At 56.8% G+C, this 21,393-nt stretch carries 18 protein-coding genes and 2 pseudogenes; 7 read left to right on the forward strand and 13 right to left on the reverse strand.

Going from position 1 to position 21,393, the window contains the following annotated elements; translation table 11 throughout:
- Window position 1 precedes the first annotated feature (1 nt).
- From EAE_RS03580 to EAE_RS03610, 7 genes and pseudogenes are all read right to left on the reverse strand, one after another.
- Window positions 2–529, reverse strand: a complete 528-nt coding sequence (locus EAE_RS03580) for a GNAT family N-acetyltransferase (RefSeq protein WP_015703504.1) — start codon at window positions 527–529, stop codon at window positions 2–4.
- A pseudogene (locus EAE_RS03585) lies at window positions 529–2,867 on the reverse strand (YgiQ family radical SAM protein). The gene EAE_RS03580 and the pseudogene EAE_RS03585 overlap by 1 nt, the downstream one beginning before the upstream one ends.
- A gap of 33 nt (window positions 2,868–2,900) precedes the next feature.
- Window positions 2,901–4,313, reverse strand: a complete 1,413-nt coding sequence (ftsP, locus tag EAE_RS03590) for a cell division protein FtsP (protein ID WP_015369661.1) — start codon at window positions 4,311–4,313, stop codon at window positions 2,901–2,903.
- An 83-nt stretch (window positions 4,314–4,396) separates the two neighbouring features.
- Window positions 4,397–5,134: a 1-acylglycerol-3-phosphate O-acyltransferase gene (plsC, locus tag EAE_RS03595; protein ID WP_015369660.1), complete on the reverse strand. Its 738-nt coding sequence runs from the start codon at window positions 5,132–5,134 to the stop codon at window positions 4,397–4,399.
- Between the two features lie 186 nt (window positions 5,135–5,320).
- Window positions 5,321–7,579, reverse strand: coding sequence for a DNA topoisomerase IV subunit A (gene parC / locus EAE_RS03600; protein WP_015703506.1), 2,259 nt, complete (start codon window positions 7,577–7,579; stop codon window positions 5,321–5,323).
- A gap of 121 nt (window positions 7,580–7,700) precedes the next feature.
- A complete protein-coding gene (locus tag EAE_RS03605) occupies window positions 7,701–8,570 on the reverse strand; it encodes an AraC family transcriptional regulator (protein ID WP_015703507.1) in 870 nt (289 codons plus the stop codon).
- Window positions 8,571–8,647: 77 nt separating this feature from the next.
- Entirely contained in the window at window positions 8,648–9,043 is a 396-nt protein-coding gene (locus EAE_RS03610; protein WP_015703508.1) for a YgiW/YdeI family stress tolerance OB fold protein, read from the reverse strand.
- A gap of 150 nt (window positions 9,044–9,193) precedes the next feature.
- Here EAE_RS03610 and qseB point away from each other — a divergent pair, with 150 nt between their 5' ends.
- The 4 genes and pseudogenes from qseB (at window position 9,194) to EAE_RS03630 (ending at window position 12,236) form a co-directional block, all read left to right on the forward strand.
- Window positions 9,194–9,853, forward strand: a complete 660-nt coding sequence (qseB, locus tag EAE_RS03615; RefSeq protein ID WP_015369657.1) for a quorum sensing response regulator transcription factor QseB — start codon at window positions 9,194–9,196, stop codon at window positions 9,851–9,853.
- A pseudogene (gene qseC / locus EAE_RS03620) lies at window positions 9,850–11,198 on the forward strand (quorum sensing histidine kinase QseC). The gene qseB and the pseudogene qseC overlap by 4 nt, the downstream one beginning before the upstream one ends.
- Window positions 11,199–11,304: 106 nt before the next feature.
- The gene (locus EAE_RS03625) at window positions 11,305–11,886 is read left to right on the forward strand and encodes an NAD(P)H-dependent oxidoreductase (RefSeq protein WP_015703509.1); all 582 of its coding nucleotides are present in this window, start codon (window positions 11,305–11,307) and stop codon (window positions 11,884–11,886) included.
- Between the two features lie 35 nt (window positions 11,887–11,921).
- Entirely contained in the window at window positions 11,922–12,236 is a 315-nt protein-coding gene (locus tag EAE_RS03630) for a putative quinol monooxygenase (protein ID WP_015369654.1), read from the forward strand.
- A 70-nt stretch (window positions 12,237–12,306) separates the two neighbouring features.
- Here the strand turns inward: EAE_RS03630 and parE are convergent, their stop codons facing one another.
- From parE to nudF, 5 genes are read right to left on the reverse strand one after another with little or no spacing between them, the layout of a single operon-like run.
- On the reverse strand, window positions 12,307–14,202 hold the full coding sequence (gene parE, locus EAE_RS03635; RefSeq protein ID WP_015703510.1) for a DNA topoisomerase IV subunit B: 1,896 nt from the start codon (window positions 14,200–14,202) through the stop codon (window positions 12,307–12,309).
- A gap of 30 nt (window positions 14,203–14,232) precedes the next feature.
- Window positions 14,233–14,808, reverse strand: coding sequence for an esterase YqiA (gene yqiA / locus EAE_RS03640; protein ID WP_015369652.1), 576 nt, complete (start codon window positions 14,806–14,808; stop codon window positions 14,233–14,235).
- A complete protein-coding gene (gene cpdA, locus EAE_RS03645) occupies window positions 14,808–15,635 on the reverse strand; it encodes a 3',5'-cyclic-AMP phosphodiesterase (protein ID WP_015703511.1) in 828 nt (275 codons plus the stop codon). Before cpdA ends, yqiA begins: the two co-directional genes overlap by 1 nt.
- Window positions 15,636–15,659: 24 nt before the next feature.
- Window positions 15,660–16,082: a DUF1249 family protein gene (locus tag EAE_RS03650; protein WP_015703512.1), complete on the reverse strand. Its 423-nt coding sequence runs from the start codon at window positions 16,080–16,082 to the stop codon at window positions 15,660–15,662.
- A 1-nt stretch (window position 16,083) separates the two neighbouring features.
- Complete coding sequence (gene nudF / locus EAE_RS03655; RefSeq protein ID WP_015369649.1) at window positions 16,084–16,713, reverse strand: ADP-ribose diphosphatase; 630 nt, start codon at window positions 16,711–16,713, stop codon at window positions 16,084–16,086.
- Window positions 16,714–16,908: 195 nt separating this feature from the next.
- Here nudF and tolC point away from each other — a divergent pair, with 195 nt between their 5' ends.
- The 3 genes from tolC to EAE_RS03670 all read left to right on the forward strand — a co-directional run bounded on the left by tolC (window position 16,909) and on the right by EAE_RS03670 (window position 20,367).
- Window positions 16,909–18,363 carry an outer membrane channel protein TolC gene (gene tolC / locus EAE_RS03660; RefSeq protein WP_015703513.1) on the forward strand — a complete coding sequence of 485 codons (1,455 nt, stop codon included), beginning with the start codon at window positions 16,909–16,911 and terminating at the stop codon, window positions 18,361–18,363.
- Window positions 18,364–18,529: 166 nt separating this feature from the next.
- Window positions 18,530–19,201: a DUF1190 family protein gene (locus EAE_RS03665; protein ID WP_015703514.1), complete on the forward strand. Its 672-nt coding sequence runs from the start codon at window positions 18,530–18,532 to the stop codon at window positions 19,199–19,201.
- Between the two features lie 5 nt (window positions 19,202–19,206).
- Window positions 19,207–20,367: a glutathionylspermidine synthase family protein gene (locus EAE_RS03670; protein WP_015703515.1), complete on the forward strand. Its 1,161-nt coding sequence runs from the start codon at window positions 19,207–19,209 to the stop codon at window positions 20,365–20,367.
- A gap of 55 nt (window positions 20,368–20,422) precedes the next feature.
- Here the strand turns inward: EAE_RS03670 and ygiD are convergent, their stop codons facing one another.
- On the reverse strand, window positions 20,423–21,217 hold the full coding sequence (gene ygiD, locus EAE_RS03675) for a 4,5-DOPA-extradiol-dioxygenase (RefSeq protein WP_015703516.1): 795 nt from the start codon (window positions 21,215–21,217) through the stop codon (window positions 20,423–20,425).
- Window positions 21,218–21,393 lie beyond the last annotated feature (176 nt).

Consider the following 21,393-nt stretch of genomic DNA (forward strand, 5'->3'; position numbering starts at 1 on the left):
GCTAAAGGCTTTCGCAAATTAAATGAATATCCTCAGGCTCCAGAGCAAACAGCTCCGGGTCGGGCTTATCAATTAAACGACAGCCCTGGGAGAGATAAAAATCAACGGTGCTTTTGTTGGGGATGGACGAAATATACAGGCCGGATGCGCCAAGAGCAGGAAGCTGCTGCAGCGCATAGTCAAACAAACGTCGCCCCCATCCCTGGCCGCGCTGCGCCGCGCCCACATAAAAGAATAACAGTTGGCGCAGATCGCCCTTTTCACCCCTTGGCAAAGTATCCATCGCCGCCGCGGCAATAATTTTATTCTGCTCGAAAAAGGCGAAAAATATACCGCCGCGATCGTAGCAGGCCTCGTGAATAGGCGTATAAACCTGGCGATCGTGAGGATCCCAACCTCGCACATCATAATACTGCGGGTACGCCTGGAGTTGGCCATTATCGAGCTTATAAAGGGTGTCGATAATTTCGCTGCGGTCTATCTCCCACAACCTATCTAGCTGCTGTCGTGACAGGATTACCGGCGTCATTATCGTTCTCTCTCCTTGTGTGACAGGCTTTCCCCCGGCGATCGGAACCGCCGGGGAAGCGGCTTAGCGGGACGCCGTCTTCGGCTTGATACGCTTTTTCGCCCCCGAGGCGGCTGGCGTCTGGCGCTGATGCGCAACCGGCGTATGCTTCGTCAGCGCCGGACGGGTATGACGGTTCTGGCGACGCGCTTCACGCATCTCGTCGAGCGTCGGTGCCGGCACCAGGCAATCACGGCGTGAACCAATCAGATGCTTTTTACCCATCGCTTCCAGCGCCTGACGGATCAGCGGCCAGTTTGCCGGATCGTGATAGCGCAGCAGCGCTTTATGCAGACGGCGCTGTTTGTCGCCCTTCGGCACCACCACATCTTCGCTCTTATAGCCGATTTTACCCAGCGGGTTCTTGCCGGTGTAATACATGGTGGTTGAGTTCGCTAGCGGCGACGGGTAGAAATTCTGTACCTGGTCGAGACGGAAGCGATGACGCTTCAGCCACAGCGCCAGGTTCACCATATCTTCATCGCGCGTCCCTGGATGGGCGGAAATAAAGTACGGGATCAGGTACTGTTCTTTACCCGCCTGCTTCGAATAGGTATCAAACAATTCTTTAAAGCGGTCATAGCTGCCCATGCCCGGCTTCATCATCTTCGACAGCGGCCCCTCTTCGGTATGCTCCGGAGCGATCTTCAGATAGCCACCGACGTGGTGGGTCGCCAGCTCTTTGATATAGCGTGGATCCTCTACGGCGATGTCGTAACGCACACCCGATGCGATAAGGATTTTCTTAATGCCTTTCAGGTCACGAGCGCGGCGGTACAGATTAATCGTCGGCTCATGGTTGGTGTCCATGTGCGGGCAGATATCCGGGTAGACGCAGGAGAGACGGCGGCAGGTCTGCTCAGCGCGCGGCGATTTACAGCGCAGCATATACATATTGGCGGTTGGGCCGCCAAGATCGGAAATAATGCCGGTAAAGCCGGGGACCGTGTCGCGAATCACTTCGATTTCATTGATTATCGAATCTTCGGAGCGACTCTGGATGATGCGCCCTTCGTGCTCGGTGATCGAGCAGAAAGAACAACCACCGAAGCAACCGCGCATGATGTTAATGGAGAAGCGAATCATCTCGTAGGCCGGGATACGCGCATCGCCATAAGAAGGATGCGGCACACGCTTGTACGGTAACGCAAAGACGCTGTCCATCTCTTCAGTCGACAGCGGGATCGCCGGCGGGTTAACCCAGATATAACGCTCGCCGTGCTTTTGCATTAGCGCACGGGCGCAACCGGGGTTAGTTTCATGGTGCAGAATGCGCGACGCGTGGGCATAGAGCACTTTGTCGCCTTTGACCTTCTCGAAGGATGGCAGCAACACGTAGGTTTTTTCCCACGGTTTTGGCCGCGGCGGCTGCACGACAACGGCTTTGGCCTCGGCTTTTTTCGGGGGCACGGGTTTGTTATCGGCGCACGGTAGGTCTTCACCGTACGGATGCGGAATCGGGTCGATTTTGCCCGGCGTATCCAGACGCGTGGAATCAACGCCGCTCCAGCCCGGCAACGCTTCTTTTACCATGATCGCGGTATTACGCACATCGCGAATATCACCGATGGCCTCGCCCATCGCCAGACGATGCGCCACTTCTACCAGCGGGCGCTCGCCATTGCCGAACATCAGCATATCGGCTTTCGAATCCACCAGCACTGAGCGGCGTACGGTATCGGACCAATAATCGTAGTGCGCGGTACGGCGCAGGCTGGCTTCAATACCGCCGAGGATCACCGGCACGTCTTTCCACGCCTCTTTACAGCGCTGGGTATAAACCAGCGTCGCGCGGTCCGGGCGCTTACCCGCGACGTTGCCGGCGGTATAGGCGTCGTCATGGCGCAGCTTACGGTCGGCGGTATAGCGGTTGATCATTGAGTCCATATTGCCCGCAGTGACGCCGAAGAACAGATTCGGCTTACCCAGGCGCATGAAGTCTTCTTTGCTGTTCCAGTCCGGCTGGGAGATGATCCCTACGCGGAATCCCTGCGCTTCCAGCATACGGCCGCAGATAGCCATGCCGAAACTTGGATGGTCGACGTAGGCGTCGCCGGTCACCAGAATAATGTCGCAGCTATCCCAGCCAAGTTGATCCATCTCTTCACGCGACATCGGTAAAAATGGCGCAGGGCCAAAACAGGCAGCCCAGTATTGCGGCCAGGAAAATAGGTCACGATCCGGCTGGATCAGGGATATTGCGCTCATATTGCTTCCGGGGAAAATGATAAAAAAATAACCAAAAAGGGCGTGGATTATAAGCCGGAATGATAGTGGAAATGAAGGAGGATTTTCTCAAACCCTGACCGGGTTGCGGCCAGGGTTGCGGATATTACGGCGCTGGATTCACCAGGATCTGGCCAATCGAGCCGCGGTCGGCGAGCTCCAGCGTCTGGCTCAGGTACTGGAACGGGAAGTGCGGCCAGGAAGGCTGGTTATAATACACCAGCAGTTCCACCTGCCCATCAATCCACACCGTATCTTTCCAGCCCCGATCTTCCGGGAACGGCATGGTCCCGTTGACGTTACGGATCTGGAACATCACGCCTTCAATATGGAACGACTGCGGGCGGTCGGCGCGCACGGTCCAGCGCTCCCACGTTCCCTGCTGAGCGGTGATATCAATGCGCTGCGGATCCCACAGTTGGCCATTGATGCCTGGGTCGTCGCCAAGAGTAATATCACGGCTGCGCAGCGGCGTGCCGGAGAGCAGCTCGGTCGGCAGCAGGCGCACCGGCAGGCTATCGGTAACCAGCGGCAGCAGCCCGGTCGGACGCAGCGTCAGCACCAGCGTGGAGATCAAAATGCTCGACGGCTCGAAAAAACCGCGGATACGGTCGACAATGCTCGCCGCTTCGCCGCAGGTAATCGACACTTCATCGCCGTTGGTCATATCGACCAGAATTTCACGCCGCTCGCCGGGGGCCAGCGACAATTGCTTAAGTGAGACCGGCGCCGGCAGGAAGCCCTGATCGCCTGAGATAACGTGCAGCAGGCGGCCATCGCTCATCTGCAGCTGATAGCGGCGCGAGTTAGACGCGTTCAGCAGACGCAGTCGTACCCAGCCGCGAGAGACTTCGACATAAGGCCCCTGCGCGCCGTTGACCAACAGGGTATCACCCACGAAACCACCGCTGCCCGGTTCGCTATATTCCGGAGTGCCGAAGTTATCCAGCCGCTTATCCTGAATAATCACCGGGAAGTCATCAACGCCGTAGTGGTTCGGGATCGGCAGGTTTTTGCTGACCTCGTCTTCTACCAGCCACATTCCCGCCAGGCCGTTGTAAACCTGTTTCGCCATCCGGTTCGGGGTATTCGCCTGATACCACAAAGTGGCCGCACTCTGGCGAATCGGCAATACCGGCGCCCAATCCGCATTCGGCGACATCATGCGCGCCGCGCCGCCAATCAGCGGCCCCGGCACCTGCAGGCCGCGAATCGTCATGGCAACATTTTCGGTCAGGCGGTTACTGTAGATAAGTTTGACGTCATCACCATTCCAGACGCGGATGGTCGGCCCCAGGTAGCGGCCATTGATGCCCCATACCGGCGCGCGCGTTCCCTGGGTGAATGACCAGTGAGAACGTTGCAGGGTCATAAACAGCGGTTGACCGCGACGGGATTCCAGCAGAGGCGGAATGGGGAGCACCGGCTGCTGGCCGGCGGCATGAGCCTTCAGCGGCGCGGCGCCCGCGCACAGCGCTACACCTGAAGCCTTAATAAACTGACGCCGACTGAGTGACATATTAACTCCATGAAATACTGACAATGCAAAAAGGGAATTCGTTTCCCGCCAGCAATACGCTCGCGTTCGCGGCGTTTCCTGTATTATTTCTTTCCAGCCGCTTCGCGCTCGGCCACTTCTTTATCCAGCTCGGCGATTTTAGCGGACATCATCTCGCGGCAGTGTGTCGCCAGCGCGCGCACGTTATCTTTACCAAACTGGCTTGTATCGACCGGCGGCAGCATCTCGACAATCACCAGACCATTGTTCCAGCGATTGAGTTTAATTTTGTTCGATGTATTCGACACGCATACTGGAATAATCGGTACGCCAGCGGCGATGGCCGCGTGGAACGCGCCGGTTTTAAAGGGCAGCAGACCGCGGCCGCGGCTGCGGGTCCCTTCCGGGAACATCCAGAACGAAATTTTACGCTTTTTAAACGCATTCACCACTTCGGCAATAGTGCCGTGCGCTTTGGTTCGGTTATTGCGGTCAATCAGCAGGTTGCCCGTCAGCCAGTAAAGCTGGCCAAAGAACGGTATCCATAACAGGCTTTTTTTACCCACGGTAACCGTCGGCGGCTGCACGATGTTCGACGCTGTCACCATATCATAGTTGTTCTGGTGGTTAGCGATGTAGATCGCATTGCCGTAGCTTTCCGCGTCCGCAGGCTTACGCAGTTCGACTTTCAGGCCAAATACCGGGGACAGGCGGCCAAACAGATGACCAAACGTCGCGACGTGCTTAGGGTTGCGCGGGCTGAACAAGCAGTAAAGACTGCCAAATATGCACACGACGATGCAATAAATGACAACAAAAATTAGTCGAAAAATAAATAACATAGCTTCCTCTGAAACCCAAACCGCTTAGCGTTATACCCGTTGAATCACAGGCTCAGGACACCGCTGCCCTCTCAACGCGGGGCGGAAAATCTCCGCCCCTGGAGGACATGTTAATCGCAATGCCTGAATAAACAACGATTTTGCGGCAAATTTTCGCATCCTCCAGCCGGGTGAAGGATGCGGATCTTACTCTTCGCTGTCGCCAGCTGAGGCGCGGCGCGGGGAGTCGATCTCCACGCGGTCGATTTTCTGCAGGCCGCGCATCAGCGAACCGCGACGGCCGCGCTCGCCGGTGACTTTTTGCAGCTCTTCCGGACGCAGTTTGATCTTACGCTTGCCGAGGTGGATAGTTAGCGTGCTCTGCGGCGGCAGGACAAACAGGTGCGCCAGACCATCCTGGCCGGAGGCGGCTTCCGCCGACGGAATGTTGATAATCTTGTTGCCTTTGCCTTTCGACAGCTGCGGCAGATCGCTCACCGGGAACATCAGCATGCGTCCGGCATGGGTAATCGCCAACAGCATATCGGCATCGTCTTCAATGACCAGCGGCGGCATCACATGCGCGTTCTCCGGCAGCGTAATCAGCGCCTTACCGGCGCGGTTGCGCGCCACCAGGTCGTTGAAGGTACAGACGAAACCGTAGCCGGCATCGGAGGCCATCAGCAGCCTCTGATCGTCTGACTCCATCAGCATATGTTCTACGCTGGCGCCCGGCGGCAGCGTCACTTTACCGGTGACCGGCTCGCCCTGGCCGCGGGCAGAAGGCAGCGTAATCGGGTCGATGGCGTAGCTGCGCCCGGTGGTATCAATAAACACCACCGGCTGGTTGCTCTTGCCTTTCACCGACGCTTTCCAGCTATCACCGGCTTTGTAGCTCAGTCCCTGCGCGTCGATATCGTGGCCTTTGGCGCTACGCACCCAACCCATCTGCGACAGAACGATAGTGACCGGCTCGGACGGCAGCATATCGTGCTCGCTCATGGCCTTCGCTTCTTCGCGCTCGCGCAGCGGCGAACGGCGATCGTCGCCAAAGGTATCGGCATCGGCCTGCAGCTCTTTCTTCAGCAGGTTATTCATCTTGCGTTCGGAGGCCAGAATCGCCTGCAGCTGATCGCGCTCTTTTTCCAGCTCGCTCTGCTCGCCGCGGATCTTCATCTCTTCCAGCCTGGCGAGATGACGCAGTTTTAATTCCAGAATCGCTTCCGCCTGGGTTTCGCTGATGCCGAAGCGGGCAATCAGCGCCGGCTTTGGTTCATCTTCGTGGCGGATTATCTCAATCACTTCATCAATGTTGAGGAACGCGACCAGCAAACCTTCGAGGATGTGCAGGCGCTTGAGGACTTTTTCCAGACGGTAGTTCAGGCGGTTACGCACGGTATCACGACGGAAGGTCAACCACTCCGTCAGGATTTCAAGCAGGTTTTTCACCGCCGGACGATTGTCCAGGCCGATCATGTTGAGGTTGATGCGGTAGCTCTTTTCCAGATCGGTGGTGGCGAACAGGTGGTTCATCACCTGCTCCATATCCACGCGGTTGGAACGCGGCACGATCACCAGACGGGTCGGGTTTTCATGATCCGATTCATCACGTAGATCATCAACCATCGGCAGCTTTTTGTTACGCATCTGCGCGGCGATCTGTTCCAGCACGCGCGCGCCGGACACCTGATGCGGCAGCGCGCTAATCACCACCGCGCCGTCTTCTTTCGTCCACACGGCGCGCATGCGCACCGAACCGCGGCCGTTCTGGTAGATTTTGCGAATTTCCGCGCGCGGGGTAATGATTTCCGCTTCGGTCGGGTAGTCCGGCCCCTGCACGATATCCAGCAGCTCATCGAGCGTGGTTTTCGGTTTTTCCAGCAGCGTAATCGCCGCCTGCGCCACTTCACGCAGGTTGTGCGGCGGAATATCGGTAGCCATACCGACCGCAATGCCGGTGGTACCGTTCAGCAGGATGTTCGGCAGACGCGCCGGCAGCATTTTTGGCTCCTGCAGCGTACCGTCAAAGTTCGGCACCCAATCGACGGTGCCCTGACCCAGTTCGCTGAGCAGCAGTTCGGCGTATTTCGACAGGCGGGATTCGGTGTAACGCATCGCCGCGAAAGATTTCGGATCGTCCGGCGCGCCCCAGTTCCCCTGCCCATCTACCAGCGGGTAGCGGTAAGAGAACGGCTGCGCCATCAGCACCATCGCTTCATAGCAGGCGCTGTCGCCGTGCGGGTGATATTTACCCAACACGTCGCCGACGGTGCGGGCGGATTTTTTGAACTTGGCGCTGGCGTTCAGGCCCAACTCGGACATTGCATAGACAATGCGGCGCTGAACCGGCTTTAAGCCATCGCCAATAAACGGTAATGCCCTGTCCATGATGACGTACATGGAGTAGTTCAGGTAGGCATTTTCCGTGAATTCATGTAGCGCGAGGCGCTCTGCCATATCGCTCATTAATCGTGGATCCTCAATCTGGGACGCGGCCATTGCGGCGGCAAAACTACCCGCGATAATACCCGATCTCACGCCCTGAGTCACAGGAAGTGAGATCGGTTAAAGAGGATGAGGATATCAATCAGGCTAACGGTAAATAAATATCGGTGCGGAGTTCATGCTCGCCAACTTCATGCACAAAATTGAGGTAGCGGAAGTACACCGGAAAATCCCTTAGCGTCTCCCCGGAGGCGGGCAGCCAGTCGCGATAGAGAAACCAAACGCTTTGCGCCAGCGTGTCCAGCGAACCGTGATGGCGGGCCACTGCGCAACGGCCTGCCGGGATCTCGCCGTTAATCACGCCAAACGCGTTTTCGCGAATCGGTCGCTCAACGGTGCCGCAGATATCAAAACGAAACGCGTCGCCTGGCGTTGTTTGCGGATCGTCCCAGGCAATGCCCCAGGTTTCGCTGGTGGCGACTGGCGACAGCCCGCTCGTTTTGCGCCATGCGATAAAACGCGCGGCGGTGGCGTTGACCAGGTCCGGGCTCCCGCGATGTTGCAATACGGCGATCCTTGTGGCTGGAAATTGAATGATGTTTACGTCCATCGAAGTTTGCTCCTGTAGCGTATGTTTCGGTACGCGTCGATGCCACTCGGCCCAATCCGGTCGCTGACGGAACTGAGTCGGGCTTTGATCAAACGCGGTACGGAAGGCGCGACTGAACGACTCCGAATTTTGAAATCCGGCATCAAGGGCAATATCGATGATTTTATCGTGCGGGTTGAAGGCCAGGCGCCAACAGGCGCGCCGCAGGCGTAACCACTGAATATACCGGTACAGCGGAACGCCGGTATACGCGCTAAATTGCCGGTGAAAATGGTAAGGCGAGCTATACGCAATCGCGCTCAGCGCCTCCAGCGTTAGCGGCTCATCAAGATGGTTCTCAATGTACAAACAGACTCGCTGAAAACGCCCGACGTACGCCGGGCTGGCCTTAATATCGTTCATCGTCTCCTCCACGCGACACACTCTGCCAGAGCGAGGATAGCGATTCCTGACCGATCTTGCGCACTCTGGCGCGGGCGTTATGGCGCGATTTTACGGATCTGCTTCACGTCAATCTCTACCGAGTTCCAGTCTTTATCGACTTCACCCTGAATTTCTACCGTATCCTGCGGGCCGACGGTCACGCCGTTCCAGCGCTTGTGGTCGATATCGACGTTCACCACGCCGGAGGCATCCTGGAATTTATACAGATCATCAGAGATGCGCTCGACGATTTTACCGCGCAGGGTCACCCAGGTGTCATCGCGCAGCGACTTGGCGTTCGCCACGGTGGTCACCGCGCCGCTCGGCCCGGTGAAGCCGCCGGCCTGCGAGGTAGTGGTAGTAGACGGTCCGGTGAATCCACCCTGCCCGGCGGCCAGTACCGGCATGGAAACCAAAGCAATAATCGCGGTCATCGCAGCAATTTTTTTCATTTTATAATCTCCCTTATGTGTTGGTATGGCTCCTATTACGCCTGACAAAACTTAACGACTTCTTAAGCGGAAAAAAGAAATTTTAATGCTGTACATCCCCTGCATCAACGCGGTTTACTGCGCAAAGAAACGGGATCGTCGGAGGGAAACATGCGCATATTATTGGTGGAAGATGACAAACTGATCGGTGACGGCATTAAAGCCGGGCTGAGCAAAATGGGCTTCAGCATCGACTGGTTTACCGCAGGCCAGGAGGGCAAAAACGCCTTATATAGCGCCCCTTATGATGCCGCGATACTTGACCTTACTCTCCCCGGCATTGACGGCCTCGATATTCTGCGCGAATGGCGCGATAAAGGCCGTAATGAACCCGTGCTGATCCTCACCGCCCGCGACGCGCTTAGCCAGCGGGTTGAAGGGCTTCAGCTCGGCGCCGATGACTATCTGTGTAAACCCTTCGCCCTCATTGAGGTGGCGGCACGTCTCGAAGCGCTGATCCGCCGCGCTCACGGCCAGAGCAGCAGCGAGCTACGCCACGGTAAGGTGACCCTCGACCCGAACCGCTTAACCGCCAGCCTTGATGGCGAAAGCCTGGCGCTGAAGCCGAAGGAGTTCGCCCTGCTGGAACTGCTTATGCGCAACGCGGGGCGCGTATTGCCGCGTAAGCTTATCGAGGAAAAGCTTTATAACTGGGACGACGAGGTCTCCAGCAACGCCGTGGAAGTTCACGTTCATCATCTGCGGCGCAAACTCGGCAGCGGTTTTATCCGCACCGTGCACGGCATCGGCTATACCCTGGGTGACGCATGAAACGACTCGCCCGTCTGAGCCTGCGCCTGCGCCTGACGCTGCTGTTTGTCCTGCTCACCAGCGCCGCCTGGGGGATTGCCAGCGTGATCGCCTGGCAGCAGACCAGCGAAAAGCTGGATAAGCTGTTTGATACCCAACAACTGCTCTTCGCCCGCCGCCTGAGCGCCATGAATGTCGATGAGCTGCAGGCGCGGCCGGCGCAGATCCGCGAAAAGAAAAAGTTAAACACGGCCATCTTGATGATGACGCGCTGGCCTTCGCTATTTTCACCCACGACGGAAAAATGGTGCTTAACGATGGTGAAAACGGCGAAGATATTCAATGGGGTTCGCAGCGCGAAGGCTTCAGCGACGGCTACCTGCGCGGCGATGACGACGAATGGCGTTTTCTGTGGCTGACCACCGCTGACGGCCGCCATCGTATCGCCGTCGGCCAGGAGTGGGATTATCGCCGGGAAATGGCGATGGATATCGTTACCTCGCAGCTCACGCCGTGGCTGGTCGCGCTACCGCTGATGTTCGTGCTGCTCATCGTGCTATTAAGCCGTGAGCTGGCGCCATTGAAGAAACTGGCTCGAACCCTGCGCCAGCGCGCGCCGGATTCGGCGGAACGTCTGTCGGACGACAAAATCCCTTCAGAAGTTCGCCCGCTGGTCGATGCCCTGAATCAGCTATTCAGCCGTACCCACGAAACCATGCTACGCGAGCGTCGCTTTACCTCTGATGCCGCCCATGAGTTGCGCAGCCCGCTGGCGGCGCTGAAGGTGCAAACCGAAGTCGCCCAGCTTTCAATGGACGATCCCGAAGGTCGGGATAAAGCGTTGGCGCAATTACATCAGGGCATCGACCGCGCCACTCGGCTGGTCGATCAATTACTTACGCTGTCGCGGCTGGATTCCCTTGCGCAACTGGATGACGTGCAGCCGGTCGCCATCGACGACCTGTTGCAGTCGGCTGTAATGGAGATGTATCACCACGCGCAGCAGTCCGCCATTGAGTTACGCCTGCATCTGAACGCCAGCAATATCGTCCGCACCGGCCAGCCGCTGCTGCTCAGCCTGCTGGTACGCAATCTGCTGGATAATGCCGTGCGCTATAGCCCGCGCGGTAGCCGGGTGGATATCACCCTTTCCGCCCGCGAATTCCGGGTTCGCGACAATGGTCCAGGCATTAGCCCGCAAGCGCTGGCGCGCATTGGCGAGCGTTTTTATCGCCCGCCGGGCCAGGATGCCCCCGGCAGCGGATTAGGCTTATCGATCGTTCGCCGCATCGCCGCACTGCACGGCATGCGGGTTGATTTTGCTAACGCGCGCGACGGCGGCTTCGAGGCGCGCGTTTACTGGTAGCCACATTATTGCCAAAAATGCAAAAGACTTTGCACATTTTGCTCATTTTACTGCCCCGCTTCGCGGGGTAAAATTGCTGACAAATTTAATAGGTTGAGGGCAAAAAATGAGCAACATCCTGATTATCAACGGGGCGAAAAAATTCGCTCACTCTAATGGCCAATTGAACGACACCCTGACCGAGGTCGCGGATGGTTATCTGCGCGACGTCGGGCATGATGTTAAAATCGTCCGCGCGGAGAGCGAGTACGATGTAAAAGAAGAAGTGCAGAATTTCCTGTGGGCCGATGTGGTTATCTGGCAGATGCCAGGCTGGTGGATGGGCGCGCCCTGGACCGTGAAAAAGTACATGGATGACGTCTTCACCGAAGGCCATGGCGCTCTGTACGCCAGCGATGGCCGTACCCGCTCCGATGACAGCAAAAAATATGGCTCCGGCGGATTGATTCAGGGCAAACAGTACATGCTGTCGCTGACCTGGAACGCGCCGATGGAAGCCTTCACCGATAAAGATCAGTTCTTCCACGGCGTCGGCGTTGATGGCGTTTACCTGCCGTTCCACAAAGCCAATCAGTTCCTTGGCATGAGCGCGATGCCGACCTTTATCGCCAACGACGTAATTAAAATGCCTGACGTTCCACACGTCATCGCAGAATATCGCAAGCATCTGGCCGAGATTTTTGGTTAACTAGAAGCCTACACACAGAAGGAGTTGAGTTAACCATGTTAACAGTGATTGCCGAAATTCGTACTCGTCCGGGCCAACACCACCGTCAGGCGGTACTGGATCAGTTCGCTAAAATTGTCCCTGTGGTACTGCAGGAAGAAGGCTGCCACGGCTACGCGCCGCTGGTTGACCACGCCGCCGGCGTGAGTTTCCAGACCTCCGCCCCGGATTCGATCGTAATGGTCGAGCAGTGGGAAAGCGTCGCGCATCTCGAAGCGCATCTGCAAACGCCGCACATGAAGGCTTACGCCGAAGCGGTAAAAGGCGACGTGCTGGAAACCAGTATCCGCATTTTGCAGGCTGGCGTATAAGCCCGACAGAAGTAAGAAGTAAAAAGGGAGCCTGAGGCTCCCTTTTTCGCATCTGGCGGCTGACGTCGGCTTAGGCTTCGAGATCCGCCATATCGCCTTTTTCCTGCAGCCAGTTGCGGCGGTCTTCAGAACGCTTCTTGGCCAACAGCATATCCATCACCGCGGTCGTTTGCTGCTCGTCTTCATCGGTGATGATGAGCTGCACCAGGCGGCGGGTGTTCGGGTCGAGCGTGGTTTCACGTAGCTGCATCGGGTTCATCTCGCCCAGCCCTTTAAAGCGCTGTACGTTCGGCTTACCCTTCTTACGCTTCAACTGCTCCAGCACGCCGGCTTTTTCTTCTTCCGTCAGCGCGTAGTAAACCTCTTTACCCAGGTCGATACGATACAGCGGCGGCAGCGCGACGTACACGTGACCCTCTTTCACCAGGGTACGGAAATGCTTCACGAACAGCGCGCACAGCAGGGTAGCGATGTGCAGACCATCCGAGTCGGCATCGGCGAGAATACAGATTTTACCGTAACGCAGCTGGCTTAAGTTATCGCTATCCGGGTCGATACCAATCGCCACCGAAATGTCGTGCACTTCTTGCGAAGCGAGCACTTCATCGGAAGAGACTTCCCAGGTGTTCAGGATCTTGCCTTTCAGCGGCATAATCGCCTGATATTCACGGTCGCGCGCCTGTTTCGCCGAACCGCCCGCCGAGTCCCCTTCGACGAGGAACAGTTCGGTGCGGTTCAGGTCCTGCGCGGTGCAGTCCGCCAGCTTTCCCGGCAGCGCCGGGCCGCTGGTGAGCTTTTTGCGCACCACTTTCTTGGCGGCGCGCAGGCGACGCTGGGCGCTGGAAATGGCCATTTCCGCCAGCAGCTCCGCCGCCTGTACGTTCTGATTCAGCCACAGGCTGAAGGCGTCTTTAACCACCCCGGAGACGAATGCCGCGCACTGGCGCGACGACAGACGTTCTTTCGTCTGCCCGGCGAACTGCGGATCCTGCATCTTCACCGACAGTACGTACGCGCAGCGATCCCAGATATCTTCCGCCGACAGCTTCACGCCACGCGGCAGAATATTGCGGTATTCGCAAAACTCGCGCATCGCGTCGAGCAACCCCTGACGCAGACCGTTAACGTGCGTACCGCCCTGCATAGTCGGGATCAGGTTCACGTAGCTTTCGGTCAGCAGTTCGCCGCCTTCCGGCAGCCACAGCAGCGCCCAATCCACCGCTTCCGTTTCACCGGAGAAGTTGCCGACAAACGGTTTTTCCGGCAGCAGCGGCAGGCCGTTGACCGCCTCGCACAGATAATCATTAAGGCCGTCCGCATAGCACCAGCGCTGCTCGCTGTTGTTCACCTGGTCGCGGAACACAATTTCCACGCCCGGGCACAGCACCGCTTTCGCTTTTAACAGGTGAGTTAGCCGCGAGACGGAGAAACGCGGGCTATCGAAGAAGCTTTCGTCAGGCCAGAAATGGACGCTGGTCCCGGTGTTGCGTTTACCGCAGGTGCCGGTGACGCGCAGGTCTTCAACTTTTTCCCCGTTTTCAAAGGCGATGCTGTAGACCTGACCATCGCGGCGCACGTTGACTTCCACGCGCTTAGACAAGGCGTTGACGACCGAGATCCCCACCCCATGCAGGCCGCCGGAGAACTGGTAGTTTTTGTTGGAAAACTTACCGCCCGCGTGCAGCCGACAAAGGATCAGCTCAACCGCCGGAACCCCTTCTTCCGGGTGGATATCGACCGGCATCCCGCGCCCGTCGTCGATAACCTCCAACGATTGATCGGCATGGAGGATGACCTCCACGCGTTTGGCGTGGCCGGCCAGTGCTTCATCCACACTGTTATCAATAACTTCCTGACCAAGATGGTTAGGACGGGTTGTGTCGGTGTACATTCCCGGGCGGCGGCGAACCGGCTCAAGCCCGGTGAGTACCTCAATGGCATCAGCGTTATATGAAGATTGCGTCATGGTGTGTATTCGTAGGTCGTTCTGAACCGCTTAGCGCAGGCCCAGAAAATCGATAATCTGGGTGAAATGATCTTCAAAGCCAACAAATGCGTGATTACCGCCCTCCTCGACCGTTTGACGGCAGGAGGCGAAGTAGTCAACAGCCTGGCGGTAATCAAGCACTTCATCGCCCGTTTGCTGCAATAACCAGATAAGGTCAGGCGCTTCCAGCGGGTCGATATGCATGACTTTAAGATCGTAAATATGGCGAGACTCTAGCACATATTGCTGCCCGGTGTACGGATTCTCATTGGGGCCAAGAAAATTGTTCAGCAGTTCAAATGGCCGCACCGCCGGGTTAATCACCACCGCCGGCAGCATAAAACATTGCGACAGCCAGGTGGCGTAGTAGCCGCCCAACGACGACCCCACCACGCCTAACGGCTCGCCGCCGTGCTCCAGCACGATGGCTTCCAGCATCTCTGCCGCCTGCGCCGGGAAAGCAGGCAGTTCCGGCACCACCATGTTAATTTCCGGGTGGTACTGCGCCAGCCACGTTTTCAGCGCCGTCGCTTTTGCCGAGCGCGGCGAGCTGTTAAATCCGTGCAGATAAAGAAGAGTAGACATCAGTATCCTTCTGAAGCGATATCCGGGTGAAACTCGGCGCCGCTGAGACGACAGACTTCAGTCGTCAACACGCCATCAGGATGCAGTTCAAGCCAGCGCCAGCCTGGAGAGACGGTATCGAGGGTGAAATTAGCGCAGTGCGGCTTAAACTGCACGCAGGTCGATGGCGTCGCCATCATCCGCCGCCCGTTCCAGTCGAGATCCAGCTCCTGGTGAATATGGCCGCATAGCAGGTGCTTAACCCGCGGATAGTTGCTCAGGATGTGGTCTAACGCCCCGGCGTTGCGCAGGCTATGCTGATCGAGCCAGCTGCAGCCCGCCGGCAGCGGATGATGATGCAGTAACAGCAGCGTGTAGCGCTCAGGTTCCGCATTCAATTGATGCTCAAGCCACTCCAGTTGGAAATCGCTCAGCTCGCCGTGAGGCACGCCAAAGACCTGGCTGTCCAGCAGCAGGATTTGCCAATGATCGCCCAACAGGACGCGTTTTGCGGGAGAGATGCCGGCATCGTGCAGCGTGCTGTACATTGCCGGTTGGAAATCATGGTTTCCCGGCAGCCAGACGCAGGGTGCGGCAAAGCTCGCGATGCCTTCAGCGAAATGCTGATAGGCCGCGGCAGAGTGGTCTTGCGCCAGATCGCCTGTTGCTACAATCAGGTCGCATTCACGCTGTGAGGCATGTATCGCATCCAATACAGCCTGATAACTTTCCCAGGTATTGATACCCAACAGCGTTTCATGTTTTTCAGCAAACAGGTGAGTATCAGTAATTTGTAATATCCTGACTCTGGCCTCACCAGCCAGAGGTAGGTTTAACAGGCTTTCCAAATGGTGTCCTTAGGTTTCACGACGCTAACAAACCGGAATCGCCATCGCTCCATGTGCTAAACAGTAACGCAGCCAGTCGGCCAGAAACTGATTAATTTGATGCTTTTCGTCGCGTTGATGCAACTTTTTATTAGGGTAATCATATCTCGCTTTGAAGCGAAAAATCTGCTGACTTGAACACACTTCAGCCACCATGGCGTCGTGATACAGGCGCACCGTCATTGACGGCAGGCTCCAGTAGCTCACCGCAGGCATAGTCTGTTCTATTGTCACTAATGTAGTGTAGCGGGTCGATTCGACCACCGTTAATCGATATTGCGCCGCCCCCACCTGATAGTTCGCCATATCGCCGACCGCCTCAGTGCGAGGCAACAGGCGGCGCAGCTGGGCGAAATTGGTTTCGCACAGGCGCATCATTTCCGGGAAGTCAGGTGTATAACGCTTCATATTATTTCCACTCGTTTCGTAAGCTATGATAATGCAGCTGCAGCCATTGCAGGGCGATGACAGAAGCCGCGTTGTCGATTTTCCCCTCTTCTACCCACTGGTAAGCCTGTTCCCGGCTCACCACATGCACCCGAATATCCTCGTTTTCTTCGGCCAGGCCGTGAATGCCTTTTGCTGTCGATGCATCAACTTCGCCCACCAGGATCGATAACCGCTCGCTGGTGCCGCCTGGGCTTGCCAGATAGCTTAATATTGGTTTGGTGCGCCCAACTTCAAGCCCGGCCTCTTCCAACGCTTCCCGGCGGGCGACATCTTCTACCGTTTCGCCTTCTTCTATCATCCCGGCGACCATTTCCAGCAGCCACGGGCTCTCGCTGGTATCATAGGCGGCAATGCGGATCTGCTCGACCAGCACAACTTCATCACGCACCGGGTCAAAGGGTAGCAAGACGGCGGCGTGCCCGCGCTCAAAAATTTCGCGGGTAACCTCGCCGCTCATCCCGCCGTTAAACAGGCGATGGCGAAAACGATACAAATCGAGCGAAAAAAAACCGCGATAGAGCGTTTCCCGTGCAATAATTTCTACATCGTTTTTAGAGAAGGTAATTCCCTGCTGATTAGGTTTGCTCATTGTCTGTGTCCTGCTCATCCGAAAGTAGGGATTTATAGGCCGTTTGGCTACCGTTTTACGGCCTGTATGTTAGATTGGTGCAAATTACCGCCCTATGGCACGTAACGCCAACTTTTTACGGCGACAGAGTCGATACAATCAGCGATTATTTTTAGAATTTGAGTAGCGCTAAATGCTTCACAACAAGGAATGCAAATGAAGAAACTTTTTCCCATCCTTATCGGCCTGGGCCTGACTGGCTTCAGCGCCATGAGCCAGGCAGAGAACCTGTTGCAGGTTTATCAGCAGGCGCGTATTAGCAACCCTGACCTGCGTAAATCGGCAGCCGATCGCGATGCTGCATTCGAAAAGATCAACGAAGCGCGAAGCCCATTACTGCCGCAACTCGGTCTGGGCGCGGATTATACCTATACCAGCGGGTTCCGTGATTACAAAAACCAGAACTCCAACGTCACCAGCGGTTCATTGCAGTTAACGCAAACCCTGTTCGATATGTCGAAATGGCGCGCGTTGACCCTGCAGGAAAAAGCGGCGGGCATTCAGGATGTCACCTATCAGACTGACCAGCAAACGCTGATTCTGAATACCGCGACGGCTTACTTTAAAGTCCTGGCCGCTATCGATACGCTCTCCTATACCGAAGCACAGAAACAGGCCATCTATCGTCAGTTGGACCAAACCACCCAGCGCTTTAACGTGGGCCTGGTTGCCATCACCGACGTACAAAACGCCCGCTCGCAATACGACGCCGTGCTGGCAAATGAAGTGACCGCGCGTAACGACCTCGACAACGCCGTTGAAGAGCTTCGTCAGGTCACCGGCAACTACTACCCGGAGCTGGCGTCGCTGAACGTTAACGGCTTCAAAACCAGCAAACCGCAGGCGGTGAACGCGCTGCTGAAGGAAGCGGAAAACCGCAACCTGTCGCTGCTGCAGGCGCGTCTGAACCAGGATCTGGCTCGTGAGCAGATTCGCCAGGCGCAGGATGGTCATTTACCTACTCTTGATTTGAATGCTTCTACCGGTGTCTCTAATAACCGTTACAGCGGTTCCAAAAACATTTCCCAGGACGCCGATGTCGGGCAAAACAAAGTCGGCCTGAGCTTCTCCCTGCCGCTGTATCAGGGCGGGATGGTTAACTCACAGGTGAAACAGGCGCAGTACAACTTTGTCGGCGCCAGCGAGCAGCTGGAAAGCGCGCACCGCAGCGTGGTGCAGACCGTGCGTTCGTCGTTTAACAACGTGAATGCCTCCATCAGCAGCATCAATGCCTACAAACAGGCCGTTGTCTCTGCGCAGAGCTCCCTGGATGCGATGGAAGCGGGTTATTCGGTGGGTACGCGTACCATCGTTGACGTGTTGGATGCGACCACCACGCTGTACAACGCCAAGCAGCAGCTCTCCAACGCCCGTTATAACTACCTGATCAATGAGCTGAACATCAAGTCCGCTCTCGGCACGCTGAACGAGCAGGATCTGATCGCGCTGAACAACACGCTGGGTAAAGCGATTCCGACTTCACCAGACAGCGTCGCGCCGGAAAACCCGCAGCAGGACGCCGCCGCTGACGGTTATGCGAACACCGCATCCGCACAGCCGGCTGCCGCCCGTACGACGAAGACCAGCGGTTCTAATCCGTTTAGCCACTAATCGTTGAACGCGATGACGCCTCGTCTGGCCTTCGGGTCAGGCGGGGCGTTAAACGTAAGGCAACGTAAAGACCTCCGCTTTTCCCCTCTTTCGCTTCATTTTCCACCACTCATACTCTATCCTGAGCGTTGACAAACGCACTACCACTGGGTCCTGGAAGACAAATATGAAACGGACAAAAAATATTAATCATGCGTCGTTCCGCAAAAGCTGGAGCGCTCGCCACCTGACGCCGGTCGCCCTTGCCGTCACCGCCGTCTTTATGCTCGCCGGTTGCGAAAAAACTGACGAGACGGTTTCTCTGTATCAGAACGCCGATGACTGCTCCGCGGCTAACCCAAGCAAAGCCGCAGAGTGCACCACCGCCTACAATAACGCGGTGAAAGAAGCCGCGCGCACCGCGCCAAAATACGCCAGCCGTGAAGACTGCGTCGCCGAGTTTGGCGAAGGCCAATGCCAGCAGGCGCCGGCTCAGGCTGGCGTCGCCCCGGAAAACCAGGCGCAGGCGCAAAGCAGCGGCAGCTTCTGGATGCCACTGATGGCCGGCTACATGATGGGTCGCCTGATGGGCGGCGGCATGGCCGCGCAGCAGCCGCTGTTTAGCTCGAAGAACCCGGCCAGCCCGGCCTACGGCCAGTACACCGATGCCAGCGGTAAGAGCTATGGCGCGGCGCAACCGGGCCGTACCATGAACGTGCCGAAAACCGCGATGGCGCCGAAACCGGCCACCACCACGACCGTCACCCGTGGTGGTTTCGGCGAATCCGTCGCTAAGCAATCGGCGATGCAGCGTAGCGCCGCGGGCTCCAGCTCCTCTTCACGCTCGATGGGCGGTTAAGCGGCATGGAAAGAATCAGCATTACCGAGCGCCCGGACTGGCGCGAGAAAGCGACCGAGTATGGCTTCAACTTTCACACCATGTACGGCGAGCCATACTGGAGCGAAGAGGCCTACTACAAGCTGACGCTGGCGCAGGTTGAAAAGCTCGAAGCGGTCACCGCCGAGCTGCATCAAATGTGTCTACAGGTCGTTGAGAAAGTGATCGCCAGCGACGAGCTGATGACCAAATTCCGCATCCCTAAGCACACCTGGGGCTTTGTGCGTCAGTCGTGGAAAACCAACCAGCCGTCGCTGTACTCGCGTCTGGATCTGGCCTGGGATGGCGTGGGCGAACCGAAGCTGCTGGAAAACAACGCGGATACGCCAACCTCGCTATATGAAGCAGCGTTCTTTCAATGGATCTGGCTGGAAGATCAGCTTAACGCCGGTAATCTGCCTGCCGACAGCGATCAGTTCAACAGCCTGCAGGAAAAGCTGATTGAACGCTTCGGCGAGCTGCGTGAACAATTTGGCTTCCAGCTGCTGCATATGGCCTGCTGCCGCGATACCGTTGAAGACCGCGGCACCGTACAGTATCTGCAGGACTGCGCGGCAGAAGCGGGCGTCGCCACCGAGTTCCTGTATATCGAAGATATCGGTCTTGGCGAAAAAGGTCAGTTTACCGATTTACAGGATCAGGTCATCGGTAATCTGTTCAAGCTCTATCCGTGGGAATTTATGCTGCGCGAGATGTTCTCCACCAAGCTGGAAGACGCCGGCGTACGCTGGCTGGAGCCTGCATGGAAGAGCATTATCTCCAACAAGGCGCTGCTGCCGATGCTGTGGGAAATGTTCCCCAACCACCCTAACCTGTTGGCGGCTTACTTCAGCGAAGATAACCATCCGCAGCTTGAGAAGTACGTCATTAAGCCGATCTTTTCCCGCGAAGGCGCCAACGTGTCGATCGTTGAAAATGGCAAAGTGGTGGAGGCGGTGGAAGGTCCGTACGGGGAAGAAGGCACCATCGTGCAGGAGTTTTATCCGCTGCCGAAATTTGGCGATAGCTATACGCTGATTGGCAGCTGGCTTATTAACGACCAGCCTGCCGGGATCGGCATCCGTGAAGATCGGGCGCTGATCACCCAGGATCTTTCGCGTTTCTATCCGCACATTTTCGTCGAATAACGGCAAACCCCGGCAACCTGAGTGGCCGGGGTTTTTTCATGTGCGATAGCTGCCGTTACGCGGCGCCCACGACCACCGACAGCATGCTCAGCGACCCCATTTCCATCCCTTCGACCGGGATCGTTATCGGCTCTTCACCATCCCACGCTCCCAGAATATAGAGCAGCGGCAGGAAGTGCTCAGCCGTTGGGTTAGAGAGCGAACCACCTTCATGGCTTAAATAATTCACCAGCGGATGCGCTTCGACCGGCCCTTTCCAGTTCAGATTCGCTTTGACATAGTCGTTAAACGACTGGGCCCACGGATACGGCGTGCTTTCGCCATGCCAGCGCGCGGTACGCAGGTTATGCACCACGTTGCCGCTCGCCACCAGCATAATGCCTTCATCACGCAGCGACGCCAGCTTACGCCCCATCTCCAGATGCCATGCCGCGGGCTTAGTGCTATCGATACTTAACTGAACCATGGGAATATCGGCATCAGGGTACATTTTTATCAGCACTCCCCACGAACCGTGGTCAAAACCCCACGCCTCTTTATCGAGGGCGACGGGCACCGGCGCCAGCAGGTCAACCAGATGCTGCGCCAGCTCCGGCGATCCCGGCGCAGGGTAGTGCGTATCGTATAAGGCCTGCGGGAAACCGCCAAAATCATGAATGGTTTTCGGCGCTTCCATCGCCGTCACGCCCGTCCCGCGAGTAAACCAGTGCGCGGAAATAACCACGATAGCTTTCGGCCGCGGCAGCGTTTCGCCGAGATGACGCCAGGCGCGGGTATAGATATTATCTTCCAGCACGTTCATCGGGCTACCATGGCCTAAAAACAACGCTGGCATACGGGTACGGGACATGATGGTATCCTTCAGTAGGGAGTATTTGATTCCTTCACATTACGCGCTTTTAGCCGCAGATAAACTCAGATAAGCGTGATGATCATCATCAGAAAATTTGAAGGTGAAAAATCTCTCCCATGTACCCGCAGAGAAAGCATATTAGCTCGACCCAGAAACAACAAAGCCCACCGTAA

It is taken from the genome of Klebsiella aerogenes KCTC 2190 (genome assembly GCF_000215745.1).
In the GTDB taxonomy this organism is placed as follows: domain Bacteria; phylum Pseudomonadota; class Gammaproteobacteria; order Enterobacterales; family Enterobacteriaceae; genus Klebsiella; species Klebsiella aerogenes.